This is a genomic window from Sphingobium sp. FW305-3-2-15-F-TSA7 (assembly GCF_058787155.1).
Genome location: NZ_JBYSZM010000017.1, coordinates 36727 through 56081 on the forward strand (window position 1 = coordinate 36727; position 19355 = coordinate 56081).

At 67.0% G+C, this 19355-nt stretch carries 7 protein-coding genes; 3 read left to right on the plus strand and 4 right to left on the minus strand.

The features are described 5' to 3' along the window. Positions 1–49: 49 nt before the first annotated feature. The 4 genes from AC3WN8_RS14930 to AC3WN8_RS14945 form a co-directional block, all read right to left on the minus strand. On the minus strand, positions 50–2374 hold the full coding sequence (locus AC3WN8_RS14930) for a TonB-dependent receptor (RefSeq protein WP_492670304.1): 2325 nt from the start codon (positions 2372–2374) through the stop codon (positions 50–52). Between the two features lie 572 nt (positions 2375–2946). After that, entirely contained in the window at positions 2947–4746 is a 1800-nt protein-coding gene (locus tag AC3WN8_RS14935; protein WP_492670239.1) for a diguanylate cyclase, read from the minus strand. A 50-nt stretch (positions 4747–4796) separates the two neighbouring features. Further along, positions 4797–5750 (minus strand): diguanylate cyclase domain-containing protein, encoded by a 954-nt coding sequence (locus tag AC3WN8_RS14940; RefSeq protein ID WP_492670240.1) that lies wholly within the window; start codon positions 5748–5750, stop codon positions 4797–4799. A 135-nt stretch (positions 5751–5885) separates the two neighbouring features. Next, complete coding sequence (locus AC3WN8_RS14945) at positions 5886–6527, minus strand: peptidylprolyl isomerase (RefSeq protein ID WP_492670241.1); 642 nt, start codon at positions 6525–6527, stop codon at positions 5886–5888. Positions 6528–6630: 103 nt separating this feature from the next. On the opposite strand from AC3WN8_RS14945, the gene AC3WN8_RS14950 reads away from it, so the two are divergent. From AC3WN8_RS14950 to AC3WN8_RS14960, 3 genes are all read left to right on the plus strand, one after another. Further along, a complete protein-coding gene (locus AC3WN8_RS14950; RefSeq protein ID WP_492670242.1) occupies positions 6631–7182 on the plus strand; it encodes an ECF-type sigma factor in 552 nt (183 codons plus the stop codon). Next, positions 7169–9481, plus strand: coding sequence for a serine/threonine-protein kinase (locus tag AC3WN8_RS14955; RefSeq protein WP_492670243.1), 2313 nt, complete (start codon positions 7169–7171; stop codon positions 9479–9481). The genes AC3WN8_RS14950 and AC3WN8_RS14955 overlap by 14 nt, the downstream gene beginning before the upstream one ends. 121 nt (positions 9482–9602) lie before the next feature. Continuing rightward, complete coding sequence (locus tag AC3WN8_RS14960; RefSeq protein WP_492670244.1) at positions 9603–19226, plus strand: autotransporter-associated beta strand repeat-containing protein; 9624 nt, start codon at positions 9603–9605, stop codon at positions 19224–19226. The last annotated feature ends 129 nt before the right edge of the window (positions 19227–19355 follow it).

Consider the following 19355-nt stretch of genomic DNA (forward strand, 5'->3'; position numbering starts at 1 on the left):
CGCTTTATGGCCGGCGACAGAGGGACAAGTCGCCGGCCATCGCTGTTCGTCAGAAGCTGTAATAGAGGCTCAGCACCGCCGACCGGCCCTCGCCGGGCATTGCCCAGCCATTGTTGCGGATGCTGGTGTAATATTTCTCGTTGGTGAAATTCTGGACGTTGAGCTGCGCGGTCAGCCCTTCGGTGACCGGATAGGAAAGGAAGGCGCGGTGCGTCAGATAGCTGTCCGCCTTGTACAGCACCGTCGTCGGCGTCGTGCGGGCATTGTTAAGATAGAAGCTGCCCTGATAGGTCAGGCCGTAACCCACCTGCAGCCCGAACGGGAAGGTATAGGTGGTGAACAGGCTGCCCGAATGCTTGGGCGTGTTGGTCAGCGGATTGCCCGCCTGCGGATCGAATGCCGGGCAGCTATAGGTGGTACCGCCGATCACCTTGGTCGCGCCGGGATTGGCAAGGCACTCATCGGTGATGCTCTGCTTCACGACACTGTCGAGATAGGTGTAGTTCGCAAAGATCGACCATTCGCGCGTGATGTTGCCGGTGGCGCCCAGCGAGATGCCGTCCACCCGGTTGCGGCCGTCATTGACCGGCAGGCTACCGACGAACGGATCGTTGGCGGTGACGCGGTAATTGGTCCGCTCGTTGCGGAAGAAGGCGGCGGTGAGCTGGAGCTTGCGGTCGAACAGGTCGATCTTGCCGCCGATCTCGTAATTCACCGCCTGTTCCGGCGCCAGGCTGCAGGGATTGACGTTCAGGTTGGTCGCCGCCGCCAGGCCGCAGCCCGAACGCACGCTCGTCGAGGTCGGATTCTTCGAATTGCCATAGGCGATGTAGAGGCTCGACGCGGGCGTGGGCTTGAAGACCAGGCCGACGCGGTAGGAGAAAAGGCTGTCGTCCGAACTCTGGGTGACGCCGGTCAGATAACGGCTCGTCTGTCCGGCCGGGATCGCCAGCGCGTCGGGCGTGATCGTGTCCGATCGGAAATCGGCCTTGTTCTTCTCGTAGCGAAGGCCGGCATTGAGTTCGAGCTGGTCGGTGATCTTGATCGCGTCGAAGACGTAGATCGCCTTGTTGTTGGTTTCGCCGTCCTGGTGCCCCGTGCGGATCGCGTTGATCGGGCCGGTATAGATCGCGTTGGGATTGGCGATGTTGATCGGATCAAGCACCGGATTGGGGGTGGCGCCGCCGGGATTGCGCTGCACATTGCCGTTATTGAGGATGTAATCCTCGACCAGGAACGATGCGCCGATCACCATGGTGTGCTCGAGCCCGCCGGTGTCGAAGTTCAGCCGCACGTCGAGCTGGTTGTAGAGCGTCTGGTTCACCGAGTTGCGATAGCCGCCACGCGGCCCGCTCGGATAATAGATGCCGGGCAGCTGGCCGGCGGCGCAGGCCGCACCGGTCGGCAATGTACCGTTGGCGAGGCAATAGCTGCCCTGCGGAGGATCGACGATCAGCTTCTGTTCGACGCGCTGCCAGCGCGAGAGATTGCGGATCGACACAGTGTCGTTGAACGCGTGATCGAAGATGATCGTCGCCTGGTCGACGGTCTGATCCTGGACGTCGACATTCTTGTAGCCGTAATAGCCCGAGTCCGAAGCGCCGGGCAGCGGGCCGTCATACAGGGCGTTCTTGTAATAGGGCACGCCATATTGCGGCGTATTCTTGTCCTCCTGATGGATATAGAGGAACGTCAGTGAGGTCGGCCCGTCGATGCCGAGCTTGACCGACGGCGCGACGCCCCAGCGCTTATATTTGTCGAAGTCGCGGCCGGGCACGTCGTTGCGATGGAACATCGCGTTGACGCGGACGGCGGCGAGATCGGACACGCGGACATTGCTGTCGACCGTCGCGCGATAATAATCGTCGGTGCCGACCCCGGCCTGCAGGATCGTCAGATCGTCGGCGCCCGGGCGCTTGGTGACCAGATTGACGGTGCCGCCGATCGAGCCGGAGCCGCCATAGACTGAATTGGCGCCGTTCACGACCTCGATCTGCTCGAGGTTGAAGGGGTCGGTGCGGCTATATTGCGCGCTGTCGCGCACGCCGTCGATGGTGATGTCGGTATTGGCGCTCTGGCCGCGCAGGTTGATGCTGTCGCCATAGCCGCCGCCGCCTTCGCCGGCGCCGAAGGTGATGCCGGGAACGGTGGCGAGCACGTCGCGCAAGGTCAGCAGGTTCTGCTTGCGGATCGTCTGGCTGCTGACGACGGTGATCGTCTGCGGCGTGTCGAGCAGCGGCCGTACCTGCTTGGGCGATTCAAGCTCCGAATGGGGGTTGGTCGCGGTGACGATGATCGGCTTGGCCTCGGCATCGCCATGCTGTTCATCCACGGGGACGGTATCATCGGCTGCGAAGGCGGGCGAAGACAGCATTCCGACGCACGACAGAGCGAGAAAGGCTGGCGCTGCGGCCGATGTTTTTCTGGACACGGTGAAACCCCCATTATTGTCTGCGGGGCCTGCTATTGAGAGTCGTTCTCACTGTCAATGCTATTGCGAGACATTCCTAATTTCATGTCCGCGACGCTCGATTCCATGGGCTCCAGGCACGGCCTTGTCTGGGCCGCCGCCCCGATCTCGGTCGACGATGCATTGAGGGAAACGGCGAAACTGCCGGGCAGACCGACGACACCCGCCGAAATCGGGGCACGCGCAGATTTCGTTCGTGACGTGCGGCGACATGAAGGCGTCCGCGCTGCGGACAAGCAAACCCCCGGCAGGGAGGGACCGCCTGCCGGGGGAGCTTCGGGCATGAATGCCCTCAAAGGGGAAATGGCCGGCGACAGAGGGACAAGCCCCGGCCACCCCCTTATCGCTACAAGCAACAGTCAGAGCTCAAAGCCGCTATTTGCTGCCTCTTTTGTTATGCTATTGAGAAACATTATCACTGTCAAACCGCAAAATGATCCATTCTGATTTTTGCGGCAAAACGGATCCGCAGCCGCTCAGGCGGCTGCGCTGTCCTGGGTTCCGGACAGGCTGGATGCACGCAGCGACTGGTTGCGGCCGCGACGTTTCGCTTCGAGCAGCACCGCATCGGCGCGGTTGATGAGGTTGTTGGGCGGGCTGTCCTCCGGCGACGCCGCGACGCCCACCGAAACCGTGACATTGCCCAGGATCCGGCCGCGATAGGCCAGCGACGCCGAGGCAACCGCGATGCGCAGCTGCTCCGCCAGGTTGAGCGCCGACGATGCATCGGCATCGGGCAGCAGAACCGAAAACTCCTCGCCGCCGAACCGATAGACACTGCCGGCCGGCCCGATCACTTCCAGCATGATCTGCGCGACATGCTGCATCACCGCATCGCCGGCATCATGGCCGAACTCGTCGTTGAACCGCTTGAAATGGTCGATATCGATCATCAGGCAAGCCAGGCCTTCGCCCGTGCGATCGCGCGTGCGCCGATTGAGCGCCTCGTCGAGCGAGCGGCGATTGAACAGGCCGGTCAGCGCATCCTTGATCGCAAGATTGGTCAGTCGCTCGCGCAGGCGGAGATTGGCGAGCGCAAGGCCGATATTCTCCGCCATCAGTTCGAGATAGAGCCGCGTCGTCTCCGCCGACTCATGTCCGGCAGCTTCCTCGAAATAGAGCAGGCCGACAGTGTCGCCCTGCGCGGTCAGCGGAACGCACAGGCTCGCCACGTCGATCTCGCCGATATGCGGGCAGGCGACATCGCTCCTCTCGCGATTGCTGACATGCGGACGGCCGCGGCGCAGCCCCCAGCATGCCGTCGAGGGAAAGGCGGTAGTCGGCTGTACAGGGTCGAGCCAGGTGCCGACGCGTGAAAGGCCCGTACGGCTGTCGTTGAGCACATAGAGATTCCCCGGCAGGCCCGGAAAGATCTGCGGCGCGAAACAGGTGACGACCTCGGCCAGTTCGTCCTGCGAGTCGCACGCCTGCAGCCGGTGCATCATCTGCAGGATCAGATCCTTGGTCTCGCGATCCGCCTTTTGCGCGGCGTCGAGCTTGTCGCGCTCGAGCCCGTTGTTGCGGAAGACCTCGATCGCCGTGGTCATGTCGCCAATCTCGTCGCGTCGACGGGCGGGCGGAACATCGACGGCATAATCCTGATTGGCGAGACGCGTGACGATGCCCGCCATCCGCACGAGCGGCAGCGCGACGCGCCGCCTCAGCACGAAATAGAGCACGCCCAGGAACAAGGCCGCGGTCAGCCCGAGCATGATCTTCGCGGCCAGGCTCAGCGCATCGCTGGTCTTCTGCGCCTGCGCCACCGCCGTGTCGGACCGCGCGGCGACCAGGTCACGGAAACGCACGACCGGATCGAGCACCGCCGCCTGCGCGCGTTCATGATCCGGCCCGAACAGCAATTGCGTGGCGCCGTCGCGGTCGCCGGCCTGCATCTTCGCAACGCCGGCGCGCTCGATCGCGTCGAGCTCGTCGAGATTGCGTTCGGCCTGATGCAGCGCCGCGCTTTCGGCCGGCGCCAGACCCAGGCGCTTGAGGCCATCGATGGCGCGTTCGCGCGCACGGATCTCACGCTCCTCGCGAAGGAATGCCGCAAGATGACGGTCGGCGCCGCGCATGACGTAAAGCCGAGCCTCGTCGGCGCGCTTCTCCGATTCCAGCGCCAGCGTCTCACCGAATTCCTCGAGCGTCAGCTTGTGCTCGATCGCGATGCGCTCGTCGGTGGCCGCCTTGGCCGAAAGCAGGAAGGCGACGCCCGAAACCGCCGTCAGGACGACGGTGAGACCATAGGCCCAGTTGGTGATGGTGCTGATCCGCATCGAACCAGTCTTAATCGACACGCGTTGAAGTGTGGTTAAGGATCCGGACCCTAATTCAGCGCGTCGGCCGACCGCAGCGTATTCCGGCCCGCGCGCTTGGCCGCATAGAGCGCGGCGTCGGCCGCGACGAACATCGCCTCGGCATCATAGGCAAAGGGGTCGGCGGTATGCGCGATGCCCGCCGAGGCGCTCAGCTCCAACAGGCGGCCTTGCCAGAAGATCGGCATGGCCAGGCTGGCAAGGAGGTCCGCAACCTGCCGATCCAGCGTCTGCGGGGGCCAATGCGGACGGGCAAGCACCGCAAATTCGTCGCCACCGATCCTGGCCACCATCAATGCATTGTGAAATCCGGCCGAAAGCCGCTTCGCAACCGCTTCCAGACAGGCATCCCCGGCGGCATGGCCGCTGCTATCGTTGATCTGCTTGAAACCATCGATATCGAACAGGACCAGCGCGCCCAACGGCGACATCTCCGGATCGGCCAGACGTCCGTCGAGGAACCGGCCCTGGAAGATCGCGCGATTGACCAACCCGGTCAGCGCATCGCGTTCGGCCAGCTTTCGCATGGCCTCCCAACGCGCTCTTTCCTCGGTGATGTCGTGCTTCAGGCCGTACAGATGAGTCACGCGCTCACCCCGGCACACGACATCGGCGGTCAGGCGCATCCAGCGATGGGCGCCGTCGATGCGCCTGATCCGCGCATCCATGCTGAAACAACGCCGCCGGCTGATCGCCTCCATGCGAAGCCGTTCCATCGCTTCGCGCGATTCGTCGCAATACATTGCAACGGCATCCCCGCGCGTAATCTCCGATCCCTCCGGAATGCCGAACAGATCGAACACGCCTGTGGTCCAGCTCAATGCCTCGGTCGCAAGATCGCATTCCCACGCGCCGATCCCGGCAAGCATCGTCGCGCGAGCAAGCAGGTCGGGCGCGGCGCTGGCTCGGCCCCACCGCATATCGAGCGGGATCGAACGAGTCGGATCGGGTCGGTGCAGGATCATATGGCACCCCGGCAATCCGCTGCCCCTGTCGATGGCACCCTGCTCATCGGATCGACGATAAGCGCCAATGGATTAAGGCCAAGTTAGCCAAGCGATATCCCCGCACACCCGATCCATATCGATACATCCACATTTCTAGGGTGCACGGCGCGCGGTGGTGACCTTGATCGGGGCGGCGATCATCTGCCCCTTCATCACGCCTTCGCCCTGGGTCGCGGAGGTCGGCGCCTGGAGGATGCGGCGGACTACGTCCATGCCCTCGACCACCCGGCCAAAGACCGCGAAGCCCTGATTGTCGCCGGGCTTGGTCGGATCGGCATCGAGCGAAACCAGATCGCCGATGGTGATGAAGAAATCGGACGTGGCGGTGCCCGGCGCATCGCGCGCCATCGAGATCGCGCCGTCCAGATGCGACAGGCCGGTCAGGGTGGTCGGTTCGTGTTTGATCTTGGGCAGCAGCTTTTTGGGGTCGTTCCTGATGCCCGCCTGGATCAGGCCATAGCCCTCCCCAACCTTCAGCGCACGATAGAAGCTCATCCCGTCGAAGCGCTTCTGATCGACATAACGCAGGAAATTGGCGGTGCTGATCGGCGCCCGCTCCTTTTCCAGCTCAAGCACGATCGCGCCTTCGCTGGTCTGGAGCGTGACGCGGACGGTCGCCGGCTTCGGGGCGTCGGCAGGAGCCGGCTGGGCGGCGGGTGCGGGAGCAGGCGGCTGGGCGAAGACCGGGGGGACGGCAAGGCACAGCAGCGCCAGAGGTGCGAATCGTCTCAACATCCGACAGGTTTAACCCGGAATCCGAACGGAAACCTATCGGGCTTGACGGGTCTGGGCTGGCGGCATCTTATGCGCCGGGGTCAATCGCCGGGGACTCGATCGCATGCATATCGCGGCCGCACAGGACGCAGGGGTGGACTCCGCCGCACCGCCGCGCATGCTGTTGATCGATTGCTATGCCGAAATGCGCCGCACCGCCCGTGCCATGATCAGCGGTGAAAGCGATCTGTCCTTCCAGCCCACCGATCTCGCGCATGAAGCGGCGATCCGGCTGATGGGGCTGGATCGCATCGAAGTGAACGGCCAAAGCCATATGCTGGCGCTGTCGGCGCGGGTGATGCGCCAGACGCTGATCGACGAGATCCGGCGCGCACGGGCCGCCAAGCGTCAGGCGCCGGACTCGCTGACCGAATGGCCGGGCGGCGGCCGCACCCGGATCGAGCTCGATATCCTCGACGACGCCCTGCGCGCGCTCGCCGAGGTGTCCGCCGAACATGCCGAGATCGTCGAGCTGCGCTTTTCACTCGGCCTGACCGTCGAGGAAGCCGCGACCGCGACGGGCATCACCACCCGGACGGTCAAGCGCCGCTGGCAGGCCGCGCGCGCCTGGCTGCAGCGCTATCTCGAAACGGACGGGGCCGTTGTCCACGCTTGAGGCCAGGCGCCGGGCGCTGCTGCTCTTCGAGCGGCTGCTCGACCTTCCTCCCGGCGCACCACAGCGCGCAACCCTGTTCGACGGCGAGTCGCCCGAGATCCTGGCCGAAGTCGCAGCACTCGAAGCGGCAGAGGCACGCAGCGCCGAAAGCTTCGCCACCGCATTCGACGGCGACGAACCGATCCTTCCCGGCGAACGGCCGCTGCGCGTCGGCGCCTATCGGCTTGAGGCGCTGATCGGCGAAGGCGGCATGGGAGAGGTCTGGCGCGGATCGCGCGACGACGGGCTGTTCGAGCATCGCGTCGCGATCAAGCTTATCCGTCCCGGCATCGTCTCCGCCGCGGCCGAGGCGCGCTTTGCCGATGAGCGCCGCCTGCTCGCCCGGCTCGACCATCCGGGCGTCGCGCGGATCATCGATGGCGGGGTGAGCGAGGGCGGCTGGCCCTATCTGGTCACCGAACTGGTCGAAGGCCGACCGATCGCGCAGCGGGTTGCGGCAGATGGCGACAGCTTGCGGCAGATTGCGGCGCTGGTGCGTGAAGCCGCGAGCGCGATCCAGGCCGCGCACGGCCAGTTGATCGTCCATGCCGATATCAAGCCGGGCAATCTGCTCGTCACGGCGCACGGCCGGGTGAAGCTCGTCGATTTCGGCATCGCGCGGCTGATCGACGACAGCGCAGAAGCGCCGATCGGACTCCAGCCGATGACCCGGGCTTATGCCAGCCCCGAACGGGTGGCGGGCGCGCTGCCCGACGTCGCGGACGATATCCATGCGCTGGGCGTGGTGCTGCGCGATCTGGCCGCCGACCGGCCAAGCGATCCGGGCATTGCCGCGATCGTCGCGCGGGCATCTGCGCCCGCCGCGGCCGATCGCTATCCCACCATGGAGGCGATGGGCGCCGATCTCGACCGCTGGCTCGCCGACCGGCCGGTGCGCGCACATCCCCCCTCGATCCGCTATCGCCTCGGGCGCTTCGCCAAACGCCATCGCTTCGGCATGGCGGCGAGCGGCATCGCGATCCTCGCCATGTTCGCCGCTGCGGCGATCGGTGTGATCGGCCATATCCGTGCGGAAAGCGCGCGCGAAGCCGAAGCGCAGCGTGTCGCCGATCTTCGCTCGGTCTCGCATTATCTGCTCTTCGATCTTCAGGCGGAGATGGCGCGCCAGCCCAATTCGCTCGCCATGCGCACGCGCATCGCCGAGCGGCTCCAGCTCTATCTCGATCGCATGGCCGCCGATCGCCGCGCGACGCCGCTGATCCGGATGGAAGCGGCGGAGGGGCTGCTCCGCCTCGCCGAGCAACAGGGCGATCCGGGCCAGGCCAATCTTGGACAACCGGCCTATTCCCGCCGTAATCTCGAGAGCGCCGCCAATCTCACGCGTGGACTGGCCGGCCCCGACGCCGCCATACTGCGTGCGCGGATCGGCATGGCGCTGGCACGGCAGGTCACGATCTACGACCATGCGCTCGCCCGCGCCGACACGCTGCTTGCCGGCGCCCTCGCCGATCTCGACACGGCGGGCGTGACGGGAAACCGGTTGCGCGCCACTTATCTCACCGAATTGTCCACGCTGCGCGCCTGGCAGAACCGCTATGACGCGGCGATCGCGGCCGCCCGGTCCGCGATGCGTCAGCCCCTGCCCGCCGACCCGCGCGAAGCGGCGCTGCTGTCGTCGCGCATCGCCGACATCCTCGCCGAGAGCATCTTCTATCGCGGCGATCACGCGGCGGCAGTGGCGCCATATCGCAAACAGCTCTCGATCCTGACCGACGCCCGGAAGCGTTGGCCCGACGATGCCAAGATCCGCCGCAACTTCGCACGCGCGACCTGGGCGCTGGGCACCACCCTGATCGATCTCGGCCGCTTCGCCGAAGCGCTGCCGTTGCTCGAACAGGGCCTGACCGAGATCCGCGCGATGATCGCGCAGGACCGCGACAATGCCGATGCCGTGCGGATGCTGCGTATCCAGGAGATCGCCTACACCCAGGCTCTGGGCGGCGTCGGTCGCGCGGAGGAGGCCATCGCGATGCTCAAGGTCAATGTCGAGCAGCGCCGCCAGGCGTGGCTGGCGCAGGCCGGAGAAGCGATGCGGCTGCGCGACTATGCCATCGCCATCGCCGCGCTCGGCGATCTCCAGGCCGAGCATGGCCGCACCACCGATGCCTGCCGGACCTATGATCAGGCCGAAATCATGTTCGGGCGGCTGAAGCGCGACGGCAAGTTCATCGATCTCGACCGGGATTATTCCTATCGGCTGCTCGGCGAGGCGCGCGCGCGATATTGCAGGGGTGCCTGAACCGGGCCCTCCCCCAAAAAAAATATGCCGAACGATAGAGTCGCTGTCCCCTTTTCCCGTCCGATTGCGCCTTGATCACTGTGCAGGGCGTGCCTGCACCTTGTGAGCAAGGGGTGGACAGGTGGCGGACAGCTTCTCGAACGCGAACGGACGGCCGATTTTCCGAGGACTCCGCAGCCGGCTCTGCCTCGGCAGCGCGGTGCTGGCACTGACCGCAATCACCGCCGACCCGGCGGCCGCCGCCTGCTCCGCGACCGCCCCGGCCAGCAACGCGACGGTCAATTGCGACGGCGCCAGTACCGCCGGCGTCGTCGCCGAGGCCAGCACGGGCGTGATCGTGAACGTCCTGCCCGACGCGACCGTCATCCCCTCGAGCGGCCCGGCGATCTGGCTCGGCAGCAATGCCGAGCTCGATCTCGGCGTGCGCAGCGTCACCGGCAACGAAGGCATCGACAGCTATGCCGTGCTGCTCGGCAATGGCGCGACGGTCACGCTCGACGGCACGATCCGCGGACGTGGCGGCATCACGGGGCCGACCCAGGTTTCGGGCTCCACCGGGCTTTCCGGCGCCTATATCACCCTCAATGCCGGCAGCCAGATCGTCACCAACGGCTCGGCGCTCAACGCCGCGATCGACGGGCGCGCCGGCGGCAATACCTATCTGGTCAATGGCGCGATCCGCGCGACCGGCACCAGCGGCCAGGGCATCCGCCCGGGCAATGGCGACATCATCACGATCGACACCACGGGATCGATCACGACGCTGTCGGGTGACACCGCCGACGCCATCGACGGATTCGGCAAGTCCGGCGTCACAATCCTCACCGGGGTGGGATCACTGATCGAACTGCACGGCATCGGCCGCGGCATTCAGCTCGGCAACAATGCGGACCTGACATTGGCCGGCACGATCCGCTCGGCCGGCGATGCCGCGATCGCCAACTCCTCGGGCGGCGTGGGGGTGGAGGTTGGCGCCAACTCGACCGTCCGCCTGCTCTCGACGGGCTCGATCGTCACCGGCAACACCCAGAATCTGGGCAATAAGGGCAGCGGCGGGATCGGCATCAGCACTTTCAATTCGGGGGTGCCGAGCAACTCCACGGTGATCGTCGACGGCGTGATCGACACGCAATTGGCCCAGGGGATCTTCGGCGGCATCGGCGATACGCTGACGGTGGGCGCGACCGGCCGGATCACGACGCGCGGCAGCGCCCGGGCGCTGTTCTACAACACCCAGACATCGGTGGGGAACGGCGCGCTGACGATCGACATCGGCGGCAATGTCGAGCAGCTCGGCGGCGCCAGTGCGCTCTTTATCTCCGCCAGCCGCGCGCAGGGCGAGACGGTGGAGACGCCGGTGACCGCCAACGTCACGATCCGCGCGGGCGGACGGCTCCACGCTGCCGGCAATGTCGCTTATGCGCAGGACGACGGCGCGGGCACCTTCCCCGAAGTGATCGACACTCTGGTGGTGGCGGGCACCGTCTCTCGCGGCGGTGTCGGCGTCGCCATCGGCCTGAACGACGGCGCGGACCGCGTCACTTTCCTGCCCAGCTACACGCTGATCGGCGATGTCGACGGCGGCACCGATCCGGCACAGGCAGCGGAGATCGACACCTTCGCGCTCGACGGCGGTCAGGGGACCACCGCTACCTTCAATTTCGGCGCCACCCAGATCCGCAATTTCGAGGCGGGCGAGAAGCTCGGCGCCGGCGCCTGGACGCTGACGGGCGACAGCAGCGGCCTCAATGGCATCTTCGCGGTGAAGCAGGGCATGCTGACCGTCGGCGGCGTGATGACCAACACCGGCGTCGACGTGGCGAGCGGTGCGGTGCTGGGCGGCGGCGGCGCGTTCAGCGGCGCGGGCAGCATCGCCAATGGGGGCATATTGCTGGGTGCGGCCGGCAGCGACCTGGGCTTCGGTTCGCTGATCCTCAATCCGACATCGCAGATCAACGTGACGCTGGGCGCGCCGAGCAAAACCGCGCTGTTCAAGGTGGATGGCGCGTTGACGCTCGATGGCCTGCTCAACGTCACCAATGGCGGCGGTTTCGCGTTCGGCACCTATCGGCTGTTCGATCATGGCGGGGCGCTGACCAATAACGGGCTCACCATCCAGTCGCTGCCGCAGGGATTCAATCCCGGCGACTGGGCGATCGGCACCGGCACCGCCGGCCAGGTGAACCTGATCGTCGCGGGTGGACCCGGCGAACAATATTGGGACGGGCCGAACACGACGCCCGGCAATATCGCCAACGGCCAGGGCGACAGCGGTATCTGGAATGCCAGCAGCACCAATTGGACGAACCAGGCCGGCAGCATCAACGCGCCCTGGGCGCGCGGCATCGCGGTCTTCGGGCCATGCCCCGGCAATGTCTGCAGCACGGGCAACGGCGCCTATACCGTCACCGTCGATGCGGCGGGCGTTCTGGCGCGGGGGCTGCGCGTGCTGGGCCTGCCGCTCAAGCTGGCGGGCGGACCGATCACGCTGGCGAACGATGCGCGGATCGACGTGATTCAATCCCAGGATGGATCCGGTTCGATCAGCACCGCCGGCACCGTCCATGCGACGGGCGACCTGACCAAGGGCGGCGCCGGATCCTTCCTGTCGACCGGTCAGACGCGGGTCGATGGCGGGCTGATCGTCGAACAGGGCGTGATGTCTGCATCCGGGGCCTCGGCCGCGATCACTGTCGGCGGCGCGGTCACCGTCGGCGGCACGGGAACCGACACCTTCCCGACCCGGCTGGTCGCGACTGCGGGCGCGAAGCTGACCAGCGCGGGCGGCTCGGTCGCCGGCGCGGCGAATTCGGCGAGCAGCATCTTCATCCAGTTCGGCGGCAGCTGGGATGCGGGCGACAATGCGATCGATGTCGGCGCGTCGGGCAAGGGCGTGCTGCGCGTCTACAGCAATTTCATCAACGAAGTGTCGGAGATCAAGGCGAGCGAGATCGTGCTCGGCCGCAATGCCGGCGGCAACGGCCTGTTGCAGATCTGGGGCGACGACGTCGATGCCATCCTCACCACCGCAACGATCCGCGGCGGCGTGGGCGGCGGCAGCGTCGAGTTCGACAATCAGAGCAGCACGACCGCCTCGGTGTTCACCCCGCTGCTGAGCGGCAACCTCTCCACCACCTTCCTGAGCGGCGTGACCACATTGCGCGGCATCAACAACTACACCGGCGCAACCCTGGTCAATGGCGGCAAGCTGTTCCTCGACGGCGCGAGCCTGCCCGGCACCGCGGTCACCGTCCAGCGCGGCACGCTGGGCGGCGCGGGCACCTTCGCGGGGCCGGTGAGCTTCGCGGCGACCAATGGCATATTGCAAGGCAGCGCCGGTCAATTGCTCAACATGGGATCGCTCGCCTTGGGCAGCGGCACCGCGATCAACGTGACGCTCGGCGCGCCGAGCACGAGCGCGCTGTTCAACGTCACCGGCGCACTGACGCTCGATGGTCTGCTCAACGTCACCAATGGCGGCGGCTTCGCGCTCGGCACCTATCGCCTGTTCGACTATGGCGGGGCGCTCACCAATAACGGGCTCACCATCCAGTCGCTGCCGCAGGGCTTCAACCCCGGCGACTGGGCGATCGGCACCGGCACCACCGGCCAGGTCAACCTAATCGTCGCGGCGGGGCCGGGCGAACAATATTGGGACGGGACCAACCTGACCCCCGGCAATGTCGCGAACGGCCGCGGCGGCACCGCCATTTGGAACACGAGCAGCACCAACTGGACCAATCAGGCCGGCAGCATCAACGCGCCCTGGGCCGGCGGCATCGCGGTGTTCGGGCCATGCCCCAACAATGCCTGCGTCAACGGATCGAGCACCAGCCCCAGCTATGCTGTCACCGTCGATGCAGCAGGGGTCTCCGCAACGGGTCTGCGCACGCTGAACGTGCCGGTGACCCTGGCCGGCGGCAAGATCACGCTGGCCGACGATGCGCGGATCGACGTCAATCAACCGACCTCGAACAGCTCCGGCACGCTCAACGCCAGCAACGTCATCCATGCGACAGGCGACCTGATCAAGGGTGGCCTCGGCTCCTTCTTCTTCACCGGCCAGACCCAGATCGATGGCGGGCTGACCATCGAGCAGGGCGTGATGATGGCGACCGAAGCGGCGGCGACGCTGAACGTCGCGGGTGCGATCACCGTGGGCGGCACCGGGACCGACGCCTTCCCGACGCGGCTGCTGGCAAGCGGCGGCGCGAAGATGACGAGCGCTGGCGGATCGGTCGGCGGTGCCGCCAACACCGCGGGCAGCATCTTCATCCAGCGCGGCGGCAGCTGGGATGCCGGCGCCAACACCATCGATGTCGGCGCATCGGGCGTCGGCGTGCTGCGCGTCTATAGCAGCCTGATCACGGCCATATCCGAGATCAAGGCAAGCGAGATCGTGCTCGGCCGCAATGCCGGCGGCAACGGCAAACTCCAGATCTGGGGCGACGCCGGCAACGGCATCGTGACGGCAACCACGGTGCGCGGCGGTGTCGGCGGCGGCAGCGTCGAATTCGACAATCGCAACACCACGAACCTTGCGTTCGCACCGCTGATGACCGGCAATCTCTCCGCGACCTTCCTGAGCGGCGTGACCTCCTTGCACGGCATCAACGACTATACCGGCGCGACTTTGGTCAATGGCGGCAAGCTGTTCCTCGACGGTGCGAACCTGACGAACAGCGCCGTTACCGTGCAGCGCGGCACACTGGGCGGCGCGGGCACGATCGCCGGCCCGGTCAGCTTCGCCGCCACCAACACGATATTGCAGGGCAGCGCCGGGCAGCTCCTCAACATGGGTTCGCTCGTGCTGGGCAGCGGCACCGCGATCGACGTGACGCTCGGCGCGCCGAGCACGAACGCTTTGTTCAACGTGACGGGCGCACTGACGCTCGACGGTCTGCTCAACGTCACCGATGGCGGCGGCTTCACCTATGGCGCCTATCGTCTGTTCGATCATGGCGGCGCACTCACCAATAACGGCCTCACCATCCAGACGCTGCCGACCGGCTTCAATCCCGGCGACTGGACGATCGACACCGCGACCGCCGGGCAGGTAACGCTGAACGTGATCCAGGCCGGCGGCGATCAATATTGGGATGGCGCGAACATGGCGCCGGGCGGCGTGGCGAACGGTCGCGGCGGATCGGGCGTGTGGAACGCGGCCAATACCAACTGGACCAATCAGGCGGGCACGATCAACGCGCCCTGGGTCGGGCAGAATGCGGTGTTCGCGTCGGCGGGTGCGTCGACCGTCACCATCGAGGGCGCGCAGACCGTTACCGGCATACGCTTCCTGAGCGGGAGCGACTATCGCTTCGCTGCGGGCGCCGCCGGCGGCCTCATCATCGGCGGCGCCACCCAGTTGACGCTCGATCAGCAAGGCACGGATGTCACGACCATCCGCGTCGCCGCGCCGATCACTGGCAGCGGCGCGCTGACCAAGAGCGGCGCGGGCACGCTGATCCTGTCCGGCACGAACACCTATGCCGGCAACACCACCGTCTCGACGGGAACGCTGCAGATCGGCGACGGCGGAACGGCCGGTAGCATCACCGGCAACGTCGTCGACAATGCGGTGCTCGCATTCAACCGGTCCGATGATTACAGCTTTGTCGGGGACGTCTCGGGCACTGGCGGCCTCGTCAAGCAGGGCGCCGGCACGCTGACGCTGACCGGCGCGAACAGCTATGCCGGCGGAACGACCATCGCCGCCGGAGTCCTCCAGATCGGCAATGGCGGCACGACCGGCAGCATCACCGGCAATATCGCCAATCAGGGCATTCTCGTCTTCAACCGTTCCGACGCCACGAGTTTCGGCGGAATCGTCTCGGGCTCGGGCAGCCTGATCAAGACGGGTGGCGGCACGCTCACCCTGACGGGCGCCAACACTCATGCCGGGACGACGACGGTGCAGGCCGGAACGCTGCTTGTCGACGGATCGATCGTCGGTGCGCTCGTCGCCGAGGCCGGCCGGGTCGGCGGGACCGGTTCGATCGGCGGCAATGCGACGATCGGCAATAGCGCGACATTGCTCGGTCGATCCGGTGCGCAGCTCGACTTCGGCGCGTCGCTCACGCTGAGCGCCACCAGCAATGTCGATGTGACGCTGAGCGCACCGGGCGTTACCGCACTGTTCGACGTGGCCGGCAAGCTGACGCTCGACGGCGCGCTCAACGTGACGGCGGGCACGGGCTTCGGCCTCGGCACCTATCGGCTGTTCGATTACGATGGTGCACTGACCGACAATGGCTTGGTGATCTCTACCGTGCCGCTGGGCTATAATCCCGGCGACTGGGGCATTTACACCGCTAATGCCGGGCAAGTGGACCTGATCGTCGCGCAGGCGGCGGGCGAGCAATATTGGGACGGCGCAAACATGGCGCCGGGCGGCGTGGCCAATGGTCGCGGTGATTCGGGCATATGGAACGCCGCCAACACCAACTGGACCAACCAGGCGAACACCATCAACGCGCCTTGGGCCGGGCAAAAGGCGGTGTTCGCTGCGGCAGGCGCATCGACGGTGACGATCGTGGGCGCGCAGACGGTGACGGGCCTGCGCTTCCTGAGCGGTGCGAACTACAGCCTGGCGGCGGGCACGGCCGGCGGGCTCACGCTCTCCGGCGCCGTGCAGATCGCACTCGACCAGCAGGGCACGGACGGCACCACGGCACGGATCGCGGCGCCGCTCACCGGCAGCGGCGGGCTGGTGAAGAGCGGCGCGGGCACGCTGATCCTGAACGGCGCCAACAGCTATGCGGGCGGCACCACCATCGCCGCCGGCACGCTGCGGATCGGCGATGGCGGCACCAGCGGCAGCGTGACGGGCGATATCGTTAACCAGGGCGCGCTCGTCTTCGATCGCAGCGATAGCTTCGGTTTTGGCGGCGCGATCAGCGGCGCGGGCAGCCTAGTCAAGGCAGGCACGGGCACGATGACGCTGACCGGCGCGGCGACGCATGGCGGCGGCACCGCGGTTTCGGCGGGCACGCTACGCATCGGCTCGGGCGGCAATCTGGGCGGCTCCGCGACCGTTTCGGCGGGCGCGACGCTCGCCTTCGACCGTGCCGACGCGCTCAGCCATGGCGGCGCGATCGGCGGTGCGGGCAATCTTGTGAAGACCGGCGCGGGCACGCTGACGCTCGGCGGCAATTCGGGCGGTTTCGCAGGCAGTACGGCGGTGCAGGCGGGCACGCTCAACCTGACGGGCACGCTGGGCGGCACGCTCTCCGTCTCCTCCGGGGCGACATTGACCGGCGGGGGCACGGCATCAGGCGCGGTCTCGATCGCCTCGGGCGGCACGCTTGCCGGCCGCAGCGGCACCACGCTCTCGATGGGATCGCTGACCCTGGCGGACGGCGCGGTGATCGATGCCGCGCTGGGCGCGCCGAGCGGGAACGGGCTGTTCGCGGTGGCGGGCAATCTGGTGCTCGACGGTACGCTCAAGGTCTCCGACGCGGGCGGCTATAGCCTGGGTGTCTATCGCCTGTTCGACTATGGCGGCGCGCTGACCGACAACGGCCTGGCGATCGGCCAGCGCCCGCAGGCCGACAGCACGGTCACGACGGTGCAGACCGGCCAGGCGGGCCAGGTCAATCTGGTGGTCGAGGTGAAGACCGGCCCCGATTTCGTGCAGTTCTGGAACGGCACTACGACCAGCCCGACGGGCAGCGTCGTCGGCGGCAGCGGGACATGGACGTCTGGGCCGCTCACCAACTGGACCAATCCCAATGGCAGCGCCAGCTATGGCTGGAACGGCGGCTTCGCGGTGTTCCAGGGCACGGCGGGTGTCGTGACCGCCGAAGCCGGCGTTTCGACGCAGGGCATGCAGTTCGCAGTCGACGGCTATCGCCTTGCCGGCGCGCCGGTGACGCTGGCCGCGCCGGGCATGACGGTGGTGCGCGTCGGCGACGGCAGTGCCGCGGGCGCCGTCTGGCGCGCGACCGCCTCCGCCGCGCTGACCGGCGCGAGCGGGCTGGAGAAACAGGATCTCGGCACGCTGATCCTGACCGGTGTCAATGACTATGCCGGCGGCACGCATATCGCCACGGGCACACTGCAGATCGGTGACGGCGGCACCACGGGCAGCGTGGCGGGCAATATCGCCAATGACGGCACGCTGATCTTCAATCGTTCCAACACGATCGATTTCGGTGGCGCGATTTCGGGCGGCGGCGCCCTGGTGAAGACGGGTGCGGGCACGCTGCGGCTGACCGGCGTAAGCAACTATACCGGCGCGACCCAGGTCAATGCGGGCACGCTGAACGTCAACGGATCGATCGCGGCTTCGGCGGTAACGGTGGCGAGCGGCGCGACATTGGCGGGCAGCGGCACGGTGGGCACGACCACCGTCGCGGGCACGATCGCGCCGGGCAACAGCGCGGGCACGCTGACGATCGCGGGCAATTATACGCAGCTTGCCGGATCGACCTATGCCTATGAGCCCGGCGACCTGATCCGCGTGACCGGCACCGCCGTCATCCAGGGCGGCCGCGTCCAGGCCGCCAATGTCGCGGGCGCCAGCTATCGGCTGGGCGATCGCAGCGCGATCCTGACCGCGCAGGGCGGACGCAGCGGCGCGGGCTATGCCGGCGTCGATCTGGCCTCGCCGCTCACCCAGCCCTTCCTCACGCTCGGCCTCACCTATGATGCCAACAGTGTCTATCTCCAGGCGGTGCGCAACGGCGTCAGCTTCGAAAGTGCGGGGCTGACCTTCAACCAGCGCGCGGCGGCACGCGGGATCGATGGGCTGACCGCCGCGAGCCCGCTCTACACCGCGATGGCCAATGTCGCCGACCTCGCCACCGCGCGCACGGGCTTCGACGCCGCGTCGGGCGAGATCCACGCATCGCTCAAGGGCATGTTGCTCGACGATGGCCGCCATGTCCGCGACGCGGTTCAGGGGCGGCTCGCCCAGACAGCGGGTGAGGATGGCGCCGGCCTGTGGGCGCAGGCGGTGGGATCCTGGGGCGATTGGGACAGTGACGGCAATGCCGCCCGCCTCGACCGGTCGATCATGGGGCTGCTGCTGGGCATCGATACCGATCTCGGCGGCGGCTGGCGCGGCGGCGTGACCGCCGGATACAGCCGCTCGAAGGCCGATGCTGCGGCCCGCGCATCGCATGCCGAGGCGGACAGCGTTCATGTCGGCGCCTATATCGGCGGGCGCTGGGGCGGAACCAGCATGCAGGCGGGTGCGGCCCTTGCCTGGCACGATGTCTCGACGCGGCGGAGCATCGGCTTCACCGGCTTCACCGAGACGGCACGCGCCGATTACGATGCGCGCGGCCTGCAGCTCTTCGCCGAAGCCGGCCATCGTATCGCCCTGGGAAATGCCGGAATCGAGCCGTTCGCTGGCCTGGCCTATGCCCGCCTCCGCACCGCCGCCTTCGCCGAGATCGGTGGTGCTGCCGCGCTCAGCGCCGATCGCCAGACCGAAAGCGCGAGCTGGTCGACGCTGGGTCTGCGCGGCGATGCGCCACTGGGCGAAGGCGCACTGCTCTACGGGTCGATCGGCTGGCGCCACGCGCTGAGCGGCCGCCTGCCCGCCGCCGACCTGTCCTTCGGCAACGGCACTGCCTTCACCGTGCTGGGCACCCCGCTCGACAAGGACGCGGCGCTGCTCACGGCCGGTGCCCGCTTCACCCTGGGCAAGGGCGCGACCGCCGGCATCGGCTATACTGGGGCGATCGGTTCGGCTGCGAGCGACCATGGCGTGAGGGCGACGGTGTCGTTCCGCTTCTAGGGGGTGATAGGCCACCCGGCCTGGATCGGGTCTCCGGCGGGAGGCCGATCACGGGCTGTCTGTCCGCAACCGATTGATCGACGACGGCAATCGCATGTACGCAGGTGATCGAACCGCGGAGTGTGTCGT

Bases quoted from the DNA above. Each gene is read 5' to 3' on its own strand.
- AC3WN8_RS14945 (WP_492670241.1), bottom strand. From the start codon at position 6,527: ATGTTGAGACGATTCGCACCTCTGGCGCTGCTGTGCCTTGCCGTCCCC.
- AC3WN8_RS14930 (WP_492670304.1), bottom strand. From the start codon at position 2,374: ATGCTGTCTTCGCCCGCCTTCGCAGCCGATGATACCGTCCCCGTGGAT.
- AC3WN8_RS14935 (WP_492670239.1), bottom strand. From the start codon at position 4,746: ATGCGGATCAGCACCATCACCAACTGGGCCTATGGTCTCACCGTCGTC.
- AC3WN8_RS14950 (WP_492670242.1), top strand. From the start codon at position 6,631: ATGCATATCGCGGCCGCACAGGACGCAGGGGTGGACTCCGCCGCACCG.
- AC3WN8_RS14940 (WP_492670240.1), bottom strand. From the start codon at position 5,750: ATGATCCTGCACCGACCCGATCCGACTCGTTCGATCCCGCTCGATATG.